Genomic DNA, 11,040 nt, shown 5'->3' on the forward strand with positions numbered 1-11,040 from the left:
CTCCTTTCAGCGCACTTCGCGCAGCACTTCCTTGCGCCCGGCCTGCTCGCGCCGGGGCTTGACGGCAGCAGGGCCGCCCGCTTCATGCGTGGGGCGGCCCTGCTCGTCGGGTGCCGGTTCACGGAGCGTTCGCTCCTGCTGCCGGGTCTTGGTTTCCTTGGGCATGTCCATCACCTCCTGGAGTTGGGACATTGGCGCGGCCCTGCCCGAACGTCCGGCCTGCCGCCGCCATCAGCTCGATTTCGGCAGGCACGTCGGCCCCGAGGCGACTGGCCGCCGTCTGGTCACTCAGCCAGCTCCGGTCGGCCATCGTCGTGACCACCCGCAGCAGCGTGTCGAGGCTGTCGTCGTCGAGCCGGGGCAGGTTCCAGGGGAACTCCATCAGGTCGGCGGTCACGGTGCGGTAGCCGGTGGAGCGGCTCAGCCCATCCTTGCTGACTTTGCTGTAGGGCAGGCGGTACTTGCGGTCCGAGCCGTTTCGCCGCCTGAGTTCGGTGCGCAGGGTGCGGTCAAGGTAGGAGCGCAGTGTCGCCTGTCGTCGCAGGCCGAGTGTGACGGCGGGTGTGCTCATCTCGCTGGCCGTCGCCCGGTTGACAGAGCCGCCCTCGCCCAGCCAGTGCTCCGGCAGACCGCCGAGGCACAGGCCGACAATCCGCAGGAAGACCCGCATGTCCTCCTTGGCGTCGCTCGCGCCAGAAGCCGGGCGTGGGAACTCCAGCTTCTCGGTCACGCCGTCGTACTTGTTGCCGTTCTTGTCGGTGTAGCCGGGCCGGGTGATGAGCGGCACGACGGCCCCCTTGGGCGGGATGTGCCGGAAGGCGCCCCCCTTGGCCCGCCACTTGGCGTCGCCGCCGTCGGGTTCCTCGGGGTTGAGCATCGCCGTGTAGACCCCGACGATGCGCTGCTGAATCTCGTGGATGTTCAGGCGGTTGTTGGCGAGGCTGATGTAGGCCATCGCCGCGTCTGCCGCCCCGCTCGCCAGCGGAAAGCCGCGCGGGTCGTTATGCAGGGCGTCCTGGGCGGTCCAGACGAACTCCCCCCGGTTCCAGGTGCGTTCGCGCATGCCCTGACGCAGGTGTAGGGCGTAGACCATGTCGGCGGCCACCGTGCCCAGCGCCGTGTCGCCTTCCACCCGCACCCCGGCGTCGAGGTCGAGAAAGGCGATGCGGGCCGGGGCGTCGGCACCGGGGTCGAGGTCCCCGGTCGGCCAGACGGTGGCCTGCTCGCCGTCGAGGAAAAACTCGGGCATCCAGCGCTCGGAGATGAGGGTGCCGAGGTTGTTCGCCTGCCAGAAGTCCTCCAGGGCAGTGCGGGCCGCCCTGTCGTAGACCTCACCGTAAGAGAACGAGTCGCTGACGAGGAAGCTCACCGCGATCTGAATGGCCCCCCAGAACAGCGGGTTGAGGTAGTACATCGAGCGGCACTTGTAGCGCTCGGCGTCCCGGTTCACGCCGTAACGTCCTGGGCGCAGGCTGGGGCGGCCCAGCCCGTCGGCATACGTCCACCCTCCCCGCAGGCCGGGGTCGAGGCCGTAGGCGTCGGCGATGGTGGGATTGGCAGGCAGGCTGCCGCCGCGCAGCAGGGCCGAGGGAGCGTGGGCTTCCTGCTGGCTGCTCACGGGTTGTCCGTCAGGACCAAGAATAAAGCTCACTGTATTCACCTCCATCGGCTTCGGATACGGACTGCACGGTCAGGCTCGCTGCCGCCTGCGCCGAAGGGTCACGGCGAAGGCGGGTGCCGAAGATGCCCTCGGGGGCCAGGGCCAGCACCGCGCCGTCGCCGTCGTCGGGGCTCTGGCCCTTGGTGCGTTTCTTGAAGGCATCTTTCTTTTCCAATTTCTTGACCTCCCGGTCTCCCTTCAGGACGTAGCCGTACTTGCGCTCGGTCAGGTCACGCTTGAGCAGCAGCGGCGCGCTTCCTGGGTCAATGCGCGTGACCGACAAAACCTCGTCGGCGCTGGCGTACATCTCGGTCACGAGGTCGGCGTACTGCTCTTCGTCTTTCGGCAGGGAGCCGAACGCCACCTCGTGAACGGTGAAGCCGTCGGGGAAGAGTTCCTGAAGGTCGGCCTGCTCGCGTAGCAGGTCCACGATGCCGCCCCCGTACCCGGCGTCCACGCGGATGCTGGCCCGCGTCGCGCCCTGATCGGCATAGCGGCGCAGGGCCTTGGCGGTCGCCTGCACGTAGCGGCGGGTGCGGGTCATCTCATCCAGTTCGCCTGCGCCCTGAATGGCTTCCTCGAAGCGCAGCACGCGGCGAAACAGGCTGTAGATGGTCCCGGCGTCGTCGCCGTAGCGGGCGCAGTCGATGCCCAGCTGGACGTGCCAGATGAGGCGGAACTTTGATGTCCCGTAAGTGTGAGTCACTCCTGCAGGCAGTGTGTACGGGTCTAGACCAAGTAGGTTCAGAGACTCGGGCACGTCACCTTCGAGGAGTGGTCGAGCCGTCACCTCCCGCTCTCTGGCCGCGTCGTATCGCCCAGCGCTGATGAAGGTGTCACCGCCGCCGCCGCTCGGCGGGATGCCCAGAGCGCCATACAAAAAGCCCCGCTTGGGGGCGAAGATGGTGCCTGCCGGGTGAAAGCCGCCGCCTGCTTTGGGGACGTCCCAGGGCACCGTGAAGGTGTGGCGCGTTTCGTCCATCTCCGGCACCACTTCACAGCCGAAGGTGCGCTGGTCTTCGATCCAGTTGTTGAAGGTCGTCCGGTCAGTACCGCCGGGGACTTCGCTGGTGCCGTTCCAGACGTTCGGGAAATCCAGCAGCGACAACCGGAAGACCTGCGCCATCGGGTGCAGCTTCATTTCCTGAAAGGTCGAGGTGCTGGTCTTGGGGTTGGCGATGAGCAGCCACAGGCGCACCTTGTTCCCGGTGAACTGACGCTTGACGGCGTCGTACATGAATTCGGGGATGCCCTCGGCTTCCTCGAAGACCCACAGGTGGTAATCGTTGTGCTGGCCCTGCACGCGCTCGGTGCCGGTGCCGCCACTGTCGCTGGTCACGAAGCCCATGGCGAAGTGGTTGGCAGCCTGCTCCGCTCGCATGTCTTTGGGCATCAGCCCCGGCATGACATTGCGGCGGCGGTGCCTCGCATTGGTGACGTGGGTCCGGACATCCTTCCAGAGGGTGTCGCGCACCTGGTCGTTGGTGTTGGCGGTGGACTGAACGACAGAGGGCTGAAAGCACCGGTAGAACCACGCGATGACCGGCGCTTCCAGCCCGTAGGTTTTCCCACGCCGTGGCCCGCCTCCACCACGAAGATGAACGGGACGTTCTGCTCCCCGTCGAGCTGGCGACAGACGCTGTCCTGAATGGCCCTGAGCACCTCGTACTGTCCGGCCCTGCCGTTCACGCCCTTCCAGGGGGTCATGCCCAGCACGCGCTCGCAAAAGCCGATGAGGTCACGGGCGTAGCGGTCGGTGTACTTCTTCTGCTCGTCGCCTGCGGTGGTCGTCGTCGGCCTGTAGACGCCCCGGCGCTTGAGTTCGTTGAGGGCCAGGGCCTGCTGCACGGCGCGGGCGTTCACGTCCTCGGGCAGGCGGCGGCTAGAACTCGTCATCTTCCTCCTCGCCGGGCGGCACCATCCCGGCCAGCAGCCACAGGTCGTCGTCGGAGAGCTTTTCCAAGTCCGCTGCCGACTTGATGCGGCCCAGGCGGACTTTCACCTCGTCCATGCCCGCCGCTTTCACCTTCAGGTCGGCCCCGATCTTCACGAAGCGGGCCACGTCGATGGGTTCCAGCTTGTCGGGCTGGATGGTGGCCGCGCCCTTCATGCCGATGCTGATGAGCGCCTGCCCCAGCTTGCCGAGGGTGGAGCGGACCTCGGTTTTCATGTCGAGGTCGAGTTCGCGGAGTTTGGTGTCGACTTGGTGCCTGAATTCAGTGCGCAGGTCTGACCAGTCTTCCGCTGCTGCACGGGTTTTCAGCGTGTCGTAAGCGGGATAGCCCTCCTTGGCACTCATGGCCTTGAGGGTCAGCAGGTCGTCACCCCGGATGAACTCCCGCCGGAGGGACGTCCAGTCGTATTGACGGTTGCCGTGCCGGGCTGCTTTTGGCTTTGCCGCCTGGCCCTTCCCTGCTTTGGGCTTCGTCGCTTGGGCGGGCTGCTTGGGCGGTTTGGTCGTCGTCTTGTCGGCGGGGTCGGGCATGGGGGTTCACCTCCTTTGGCTAGTTGTTATCCTGAGATTATGTACATCTCTCCCGTCTGCTGCCTCAAAAATGAGGACATGTATGTTGCGATGTTTGCCCTCAAAATAAGGTTAAAACCATTTAGCGAACCCCCAGAGTTGGAAAGAGTTATTTGTGAAAATGACGTTGAGCATGTGATTTGGCATGGCTTCTTTCTGTTTGAAATTGCTCTTCTCCAAGCCATTTTGGCTTATCAGGATGGCTATAGACGTGAAGCTGTACTTTCAGCTTTCTCAGCCACAGAAGCTTTCAGGCGTGAATATCTAATCACATTCCTTTCTTTTCAAACAGAACCAACACTGCGAAATTCGATAAAGCTATCCGAGCGGCAATTAGGTGCCTTTGTAGCTGATTATTGGACACGTTTTAATAAGATTCCTTCAACTCTTGAGGCAAGAGTCAAAGGTGTCGACATGAAAAACCTTAGGAATCGTTGTGCTCACGAAGGGTATGAACCAACGGAAGGGGAAACGGAAATTGTGCTTTCCGAGGTGTGGGAAGCGATTTACGACTGCCTACTCCCAGAAGTCCGTATTGCGCTTACTGAGCGAAAGCGCAAACAGCTTCTTGAATTGCTTAACGACCCACAAGTGAAAGGCCAACTACTACCTATTCACCAACTGCTTGGCCCGTTTGGTCAAGCTCTGGAGCCTACGAGCCAAGAGTTTCATTCCCAGATCTTTTCTTACCAAGAATATTTAAGAGTTCTCGACGGTTACACGGACCCAAGCATGTTAAGAGAAACGCGCAAGCTAAAAACTACGGTCAACTCGGCACCCACCCCCGACTAAACCCTTCCTTCCCCTGCGTCCCCCGCTCAGTCATCCCACCCCGGTCATAGAGGCGGGTGACTTCTTCTTTCTCCATGCCGCAACGGGTCATGACCTGCTCAGGCGTCAGCCCCTCTTCGTCGATCAGGCGGCGCACGATGTCGGCCATCGGCAGAACGCCGTGCTCTCCCCTGGCCCGGTTGTGGCGGATGGTGGAGAGCATCTGGTCCCCCGTCGCAGGTGGCTCCAGGCGCACCACCGGCACGAAGCCGTCGGTCATGGCGTAGAGGCGCGGGTCGGCGCTCACGGTCCAGCGGTGGAAGCCGTCCACGATTTCCCCATTGGGCCGGGCGACGATGGGTTGGGTCCAGCCGTCTTCGAGGATGCTCACCTTCAGCAGTTCCAGTTCAGGCTTGGCGACCTTGTTGGGGTTGTAGCTGTTGGCGTGCAGGTCGTCGCGGTGAACCCACTCGATTCGGGAAAGCGGCTGGGCGTCACGTCCTTTTTTCATGGCGTCTCTCCAGTGGTGGCGCGGGCCTCGGCCAGCTCGTCGAGGTAGGGCTGCAAGTCGGCCCGGTACTTGGCGTGCCAGTGGGCGAACTCTTCAGGGGTGCGGCTTTTCATGCTCGGCTGGCGACGGTCCTTGAAGTTGCCGCGCATCGCCATCTTCACGAAGAAGGCCCAGGCGTAACCGCTGACCGGGTGCTCGACGTTCGGGGCCAGCGGGTCAGCCGTCTTGCGGTAGTGCATCCGCAGGTGCGAGCGGATGGCCTTGCTGACCTGCGCCCGTTCCTTCTCGGGAAAGTTGGCCGACACGAGGTCGCGCAGCCATGCCTCGTAGGTTAGGCCACGTGGCCTGTCGGGCAGCTCCCCGAAGGCGTACAGCTCGGTTCGGCTGTAGCGCTTGGCGGTGGCCGCGCCCGGCACGCGGAACACCATGCGGTCCCACAACTCCGGCTCGATCTCGTGGTACTGGTGCAGGCGCTGCATGGGTTCTTCACCAAACGGCGGGGCGAGGCGCTGCTGCGCGGGCGAGAAGCCCAGCTTGTCCATCGCGTCATAGACCCGGCAGTAATCCCAGCCAAGAATTTTAGGCGCGTACCAGACGTCGTCGGTGCGCCAGTCGTAGATGGGGTACGCCTTCCAGACGTTGCCGGGGTGAAGCACCGCCGTCGCGCCGCCGTAGCCGCCGGAGTCCTTGATGATGTAGTTGTCCTCCGTGCGGCGACTGACTGCCGAGCGGCGAATCAAAGACTCGTCGGCGCGGATGCCCAGGATCTGGCAGACGTTCCCCTGCTGCGGGGTAAAGAGCAGGCCCGACAGTTCAGGGATGGACAGGCGGGCGGCAGGATCCGTGGGGTCATAACCGGGCAGCTCGGTGAGGGCCTCGGCGGGAAGCTCGCGCACCCACTTGTCGCGGTCCTCGGGTGCCCAGGGGGACCACGTCGGCTGCTCGCTGGAGCAGGCGTTGCGGTGCTTGACCGGAATGCACAGCCACCGCAGCGCGATGTCCGGGTCGCGGGCCACGCGGCGGATGTAGTCCACGTTCTCGGTGTAGATGCACTCCTCGTCCCAGAACACCACGTCGAGCGGCAGGCGGCCCCGCTCGCGGGCAATCTCCAGGGTGAGGTTGAGAATCACCGTGGAGTCCTTGCCACCCGAGAGCGACACCGAGACGTGGTCGAACAGGTCATAGATGTGCCGCAGCCGCTCGCGGGCGAGGGTCAGCACGTCCTTCTCGACTTCCTGGGCTTTCAGGCCCGCCTGCTTCGGGTTGTAGCGGTACGGCTTCAGGTCCGGGTGCGGGGCGCTGACGCCTAGCTCGGCAGCGACCTGACCGTTGGCACCGGTAGGGGTCAGAGCGTCCACGAGGCACCCCCATTGCTGCGGAGGCTGACCGTCGTGCTTAGGGCCTGCACCTCTTCCAGTCCTGCCGAGAAGCGCGTCACGGTGCTGTCGGTTAGGGCTTCGCTCCCTTCGAAGGGCAGGGAGCAGAAGTAGGTGCCCTCGGGACGGCGTGAGACGTGCAGCGGGTGGCCGCGCCGGGCCGCGAGGACAGACCCGCCCGGCTCCAGCACCAGCAGCGCCAGCGGCACGCCGGGGGTCAGCAGGTCGAGGGTGTCGGCCGCGCCGCCCAGGGTTGTCGCCTTTGCGAGCAGCAGCGCCAGCACCTCGGAGTCACTCTCTGTCGTCGGCGTCAGGTGAAGGCGCTCGGCATAGAGGGCTGCACCGGGCACCGTGCCGTTGTGGGCGACGAACAACCGTCCGGCCTGCAAGGGCTGCGCGGCGGCAAGGTCGTCATGGCGGCCCGAGGTGGCGAGGCGGGTGTGCCCGATCAGGCTGCCTACCGGGGTAGACATGGCCTCCGGCTGAACCGGGCCGAGGGCGACGTGCCGCCTACCTTCTGCCGCGTGCCCGTGGGCATGGGGGCCGCGCTGCCCGGCGAGCTGCGCAAGGTGAGCAAGCAGCGCTGCGTCAGGCCGCCCGACCCGCCTCTGGAATCCGTAGAGGCCGCACATCAGGCCAGCCCCTTCTTCGCCATGTACTCGCGGGCCTGGGACAGCACGCCCGCCGCCTGCCGGACGATGTTCGGGTCGATCTGCCACGTCTCGTCCCAGCCCTGCTCGCGGGTCTTGGTGTAGAGGCGCTGCGCCCAGTTGCCGGTGCCGACCTGCCAGCCGCGCGGGTAGCCGTAGATGGGCGGCAGGCTGTAGCGCTCGCGCTTCAGGAGGGCGAGGACCGCCTCGTGGGACCAGTCCCGAATCGGGCTGTAGCGCGTGACCTTCTCGCGGTTGGTGTAGACCCCGCCTGGGCCGCAGTGGTTGCCCTCGGCGTGACGGCGCCCCAGCACCAGGACGTCCAGCCCCTTCTGGTGGAAAAACTGCCGCTGCGCCCGGTGCTGCACGGCCCTGAACCACTGCGCGTTGTCTGTGGCACTTTGTGGAAAGAGCAGCTTCGGGTGCTTCGCCAGCCACGCCAGGTCCTGCCCCGTGTTGATGGTCGTCAGCTCAGGCGGCATGTGGTTGGTGACCCAGGCCAGGAAGTCCGGGTATTCCAGGTTGGTCATGGCGAAGACCGACTGCGTGATGCCCAGCTGCGAACACAGCCACTCGATCACCAGCGAGTCTTTGCCGCCGCTCCAGGCGAAGGCCACGCGCTTCCCGGTCAGCTTGCCGCGCATCTCGGCCAGGGTGCGCTCGATCAGGGCGTCGAGGTCGGCGGCGGGCATGAGGCTCTCCGCGTTCTCCCAGGCCCGCAGCCAATCGGCCTGGGTGCTGATCTGCTTGCGGGGAACAGGCGCGGCCATCAGGGGCGCTCCAGCGTGCAGCTCTCGGCGTCGGGGCGGTCTTCGGTGAGGAAGATGGTCTGGGCCATCATCCGGTAGCCGCTCATGCGCTCGCGGAAGGTCTCGATGCTCTCTTCCGGGTGCACCGAATCGATGACCGCGTGTGGCCCCAGCGCGTTGAACTGGTGGCTGACCCCGCGCGGAATCTGCATGTCCACGAAGCTGTTCGGCGGAACCACGAGGTTGTAGCGCTCTCGCCGCACGCCTTCAGGGAGGTCGGGCAGCTCATCGGTGAACTGCTCGGGCTGGAAAGGGGTCACACCAGGAATGTCCGTCACCACGAAGGGGCTGAGGCTGCCGACCCGAATCACGGTGTCGGGGCCGGTCATCATCCGTACGAAGCGCAGGCCCGTGTGCAGGTGCATCCGCGAGCAGATGCCGCGTTCCTCGACATCGTAGAAGTCCATCAGGTAGCGGCTAGAAAAGTACCCGTCGAAGGGCTTTTCCAGCATGTACACGTCGCCTTCCTCGAAGACCTGGGCGCGGGTGATGCCGTCGTCGTCGGGCGTGGTGGCGGCGTCCGAAACGTGGGCGCGGCGCACGAGGGCGGCGAAGGCCTGCACCAGCGGGAGCGACAGGTTTGCGGGAAGCTGAAGCACGGGCGTCACCACGTTCTGCGCCGGGTCTACGAAGGTCGCCACGTCGTGGATTTCGTTCTCATCGTCGGCGTGGACTTTCATGGGCTGAGGGTTCACGCGGCCACCTCCCCGGTGCGGGCGAGGTAGTCGCGGATGATCGCCATGAACGCTTCGGGGGCCGTCTCGACGCCGAAACCCGCGCGGGCCTTCTTGATGGCCTCGAGCGCCAGGTCGCGGTCACTCTTGCGGACCACGTAGACCACCTGGAGGTAGGGTTCCTCAGCGGGCGGGGCCTGGGGCGGCGGCGCGGCGGGCTGACCATCCGGCGCAGGGACAGGACCAGCAGCATCTGGGGCATGCTGAGCGACGTCGGCAGTGGCAGAGACAGCAGTCTGAACAGCAGCAGGAGCAAGGCTCGGAACGGCCACTGGAACGCTTGGCGCGGCGGGCGCAATCAGGTCGTTCAGGAACTCGCTGGGCGCCGACGGAAGCACGTCCGGCAACTTCGGCGCGTCGCGCAGAAAGGCGTCGAAGTCAAATCCCGTGGCGCTGAGCAGCTCCTCGTCGAGCGGCTTCAGGAAGTCAGCCAGCAACGCGTCGTCCCAGCCGCCCAGCTCGCCAGTGCGGTTGTGGGCCACGAGGTAGGCGCTGGCCTCGGCTTCGTCGGCAAAGCTGCCGCCACGGGTCACGGGAATCAGCCACATGCCGTCGTCCCGGACTTGCACGAACTGCGGCGCGGGGCTGCCTGCGGCGTGGGCACGTTCCAGGGCGGTCAGGCGTCCGTGCCCGGCGATGAGCCGCCCGCTCGTTTCGTCAATGGCGAGCGGGTCACGGAACCCGAAGCGGCTGATGCTGGCGGCGATGGCGTCGTCGGCATGCGCCTTGGGGTTGCCGGGCCAACGGGAAAGCTGGTCGAGCGGCAGATACTCGATGCGGAGGGCGGCAGGCGGAGCGGTCTTCTTGGGGGTCATGAAACTCCAAACCCCCGCTCGGTCTACCGGGGTAGACATGCGGGGGCGCGCACAGGGATTTGCCCGAAAGGCAGCGGCGCTTGAGGTGATCGTGGGGGCGGGGATTCCGCAGCGGCCCGGTGGTGGCGACCCCTGGACTTGAACCAGGGCAGCAGAAGCGGGTGTGCCAGTGCTGTGGCCTTGTCGCCAGGCAATAAAAACCGGCTCCGCAGTGGAGCCGGGACCCTCCGCCTTCACTCGGGCGGGCTACGTTGTGGGTATGACTGGAAGGTAACGCCCGGTTGTGAGCAAGAACAGCCGTTTGGACGAACTGCCGCCGGACTCGTGATTTTCGCGGCGGCAGGCGGGTACGGGGTCAGTGGCGCATCCGCCTCACCTCCAGGGCTGGGAATCCTGAGCCAAAAAAGCGAGCACCCCCGCGTGGGCGGGGGCAACAGCTCGGTAGACTTCGGCGCAGGTTAATTGAAATTAGGCGATTTCTGCGGGGAAATTGTCAAGCCCAGAAGTAGGACTGGCCTAGACTCGCACTTGGCGGCGTAACGAATTTACTGAAAGCTGCTACCACCACCGATACGCACGCCTTGATAGTAGGCATAGGCCGCTGCATAACAAGCAGGACGCGTCAGGAAGCTCTTGGCCGCACAGATGCTTTTCATGTTGACGTAAAAGGCCTCATCGGTGGTTTTACGGTTGGCATCAGTTCGCTGATACACCTTGAGGTTTCGGTAGCCGAAGTCGTGGACGTTGCAGGCGGGGCGGAAGTCTTCACGGTAGCCCAGGCCGACGCCATCAGGAGCGCTGCAACCATCACGTGACCAATCAAGGCCGCTGTAAGGAGCCGCCGTGCCGCTGTACGTGGCGTACTGCGTGTTGTACTGGGCCACCGTTCCCCAGGCAACTGTCTTGATGTAGCTCAGTCGGTCGTCAGCGAGACTCTGACCTTGCAAAGCAGGGGCCTGCGGCAGACGCACCTCGCTGGGGCGCTCGCCGTAGGCTTCCTGGAGCGCTTGCAGGAGGCCTGCATCATTCGCGTATCGGCTCAGAATCGCTTGGCTCTCGGCATCTTGCAATTCAGGGCGAGAAGCGTAGTCGCTGGTGAGCGAAGGAATGACCGTAGCCTGCTGACCACAGCTCGCCAGCAAGAGGCTTCCCAGAACGAATGCAGCAAAACCTTTATGAGACATACAGAC

The 11,040-nt window shown here is 64.8% G+C and carries 13 protein-coding genes; 1 reads left to right on the forward strand and 12 read right to left on the reverse strand.

Going from position 1 to position 11,040, the window contains the following annotated elements; all coding sequences use genetic code 11:
• Positions 1-6: 6 nt before the first annotated feature.
• The 5 genes from G6R31_RS05020 to G6R31_RS05040 are packed head-to-tail and all read right to left on the reverse strand — an operon-like array spanning position 7 to position 4,145.
• The gene (locus tag G6R31_RS05020) at positions 7-165 is read right to left on the reverse strand and encodes a hypothetical protein (RefSeq protein ID WP_017869202.1); all 159 of its coding nucleotides are present in this window, start codon (positions 163-165) and stop codon (positions 7-9) included.
• Positions 119-1,651 (reverse strand): hypothetical protein, encoded by a 1,533-nt coding sequence (locus G6R31_RS05025; protein WP_161617815.1) that lies wholly within the window; start codon positions 1,649-1,651, stop codon positions 119-121. Before G6R31_RS05025 ends, G6R31_RS05020 begins: the two co-directional genes overlap by 47 nt.
• A complete protein-coding gene (locus G6R31_RS05030; protein ID WP_152423434.1) occupies positions 1,629-3,053 on the reverse strand; it encodes a hypothetical protein in 1,425 nt (474 codons plus the stop codon). The genes G6R31_RS05025 and G6R31_RS05030 overlap by 23 nt, the downstream gene beginning before the upstream one ends.
• On the reverse strand, positions 3,053-3,556 hold the full coding sequence (locus G6R31_RS05035; RefSeq protein ID WP_017869205.1) for a hypothetical protein: 504 nt from the start codon (positions 3,554-3,556) through the stop codon (positions 3,053-3,055). Before G6R31_RS05035 ends, G6R31_RS05030 begins: the two co-directional genes overlap by 1 nt.
• Positions 3,543-4,145, reverse strand: coding sequence for a hypothetical protein (locus G6R31_RS05040; RefSeq protein ID WP_017869206.1), 603 nt, complete (start codon positions 4,143-4,145; stop codon positions 3,543-3,545). Before G6R31_RS05040 ends, G6R31_RS05035 begins: the two co-directional genes overlap by 14 nt.
• A 39-nt stretch (positions 4,146-4,184) precedes the next feature.
• Here G6R31_RS05040 and G6R31_RS05045 point away from each other — a divergent pair, with 39 nt between their 5' ends.
• On the forward strand, positions 4,185-4,976 hold the full coding sequence (locus tag G6R31_RS05045; protein ID WP_152423435.1) for a hypothetical protein: 792 nt from the start codon (positions 4,185-4,187) through the stop codon (positions 4,974-4,976).
• On the opposite strand, the gene G6R31_RS05050 is transcribed toward G6R31_RS05045, so the two are convergent.
• The 7 genes from G6R31_RS05050 to G6R31_RS05080 form a co-directional block, all read right to left on the reverse strand.
• A complete protein-coding gene (locus tag G6R31_RS05050) occupies positions 4,951-5,466 on the reverse strand; it encodes an IbrB-like domain-containing protein (protein WP_017869208.1) in 516 nt (171 codons plus the stop codon). The two genes, G6R31_RS05045 and G6R31_RS05050, sit on opposite strands and share 26 nt — an antisense overlap.
• Positions 5,463-6,824, reverse strand: a complete 1,362-nt coding sequence (locus G6R31_RS05055) for a DUF3440 domain-containing protein (RefSeq protein ID WP_017869209.1) — start codon at positions 6,822-6,824, stop codon at positions 5,463-5,465. The genes G6R31_RS05050 and G6R31_RS05055 overlap by 4 nt, the downstream gene beginning before the upstream one ends.
• The gene (locus tag G6R31_RS05060; RefSeq protein WP_017869210.1) at positions 6,812-7,315 is read right to left on the reverse strand and encodes a class II glutamine amidotransferase; all 504 of its coding nucleotides are present in this window, start codon (positions 7,313-7,315) and stop codon (positions 6,812-6,814) included. Before G6R31_RS05060 ends, G6R31_RS05055 begins: the two co-directional genes overlap by 13 nt.
• A 158-nt stretch (positions 7,316-7,473) precedes the next feature.
• Positions 7,474-8,262 carry a phosphoadenosine phosphosulfate reductase domain-containing protein gene (locus tag G6R31_RS05065; protein WP_017869211.1) on the reverse strand — a complete coding sequence of 263 codons (789 nt, stop codon included), beginning with the start codon at positions 8,260-8,262 and terminating at the stop codon, positions 7,474-7,476.
• The gene (locus G6R31_RS05070; protein WP_200858951.1) at positions 8,262-8,996 is read right to left on the reverse strand and encodes a hypothetical protein; all 735 of its coding nucleotides are present in this window, start codon (positions 8,994-8,996) and stop codon (positions 8,262-8,264) included. The genes G6R31_RS05065 and G6R31_RS05070 overlap by 1 nt, the downstream gene beginning before the upstream one ends.
• The gene (locus G6R31_RS05075) at positions 8,993-9,850 is read right to left on the reverse strand and encodes a ParB N-terminal domain-containing protein (RefSeq protein WP_025566561.1); all 858 of its coding nucleotides are present in this window, start codon (positions 9,848-9,850) and stop codon (positions 8,993-8,995) included. Before G6R31_RS05075 ends, G6R31_RS05070 begins: the two co-directional genes overlap by 4 nt.
• A gap of 545 nt (positions 9,851-10,395) precedes the next feature.
• Positions 10,396-11,034 (reverse strand): phospholipase A2, encoded by a 639-nt coding sequence (locus tag G6R31_RS05080; RefSeq protein ID WP_026138660.1) that lies wholly within the window; start codon positions 11,032-11,034, stop codon positions 10,396-10,398.
• Positions 11,035-11,040 lie beyond the last annotated feature (6 nt).

Source organism: Deinococcus wulumuqiensis R12, assembly GCF_011067105.1.
Lineage (GTDB): Bacteria > Deinococcota > Deinococci > Deinococcales > Deinococcaceae > Deinococcus > Deinococcus wulumuqiensis.

What these genes read in the sequence shown, in the direction of transcription:
- G6R31_RS05075 (WP_025566561.1), bottom strand. Translation starts at nt 9,850, where the DNA reads ATGACCCCCAAGAAGACCGCTCCGCCTGCCGCCCTCCGCATCGAGTAT.
- G6R31_RS05060 (WP_017869210.1), bottom strand. Translation starts at nt 7,315, where the DNA reads ATGTCTACCCCGGTAGGCAGCCTGATCGGGCACACCCGCCTCGCCACC.
- G6R31_RS05035 (WP_017869205.1), bottom strand. Translation starts at nt 3,556, where the DNA reads ATGACGAGTTCTAGCCGCCGCCTGCCCGAGGACGTGAACGCCCGCGCC.
- G6R31_RS05030 (WP_152423434.1), bottom strand. Translation starts at nt 3,053, where the DNA reads ATGCCCAAAGACATGCGAGCGGAGCAGGCTGCCAACCACTTCGCCATG.
- G6R31_RS05080 (WP_026138660.1), bottom strand. Translation starts at nt 11,034, where the DNA reads ATGTCTCATAAAGGTTTTGCTGCATTCGTTCTGGGAAGCCTCTTGCTG.
- G6R31_RS05040 (WP_017869206.1), bottom strand. Translation starts at nt 4,145, where the DNA reads ATGCCCGACCCCGCCGACAAGACGACGACCAAACCGCCCAAGCAGCCC.
- G6R31_RS05050 (WP_017869208.1), bottom strand. Translation starts at nt 5,466, where the DNA reads ATGAAAAAAGGACGTGACGCCCAGCCGCTTTCCCGAATCGAGTGGGTT.
- G6R31_RS05065 (WP_017869211.1), bottom strand. Translation starts at nt 8,262, where the DNA reads ATGGCCGCGCCTGTTCCCCGCAAGCAGATCAGCACCCAGGCCGATTGG.
- G6R31_RS05020 (WP_017869202.1), bottom strand. Translation starts at nt 165, where the DNA reads ATGCCCAAGGAAACCAAGACCCGGCAGCAGGAGCGAACGCTCCGTGAA.
- G6R31_RS05045 (WP_152423435.1), top strand. Translation starts at nt 4,185, where the DNA reads ATGTACATCTCTCCCGTCTGCTGCCTCAAAAATGAGGACATGTATGTT.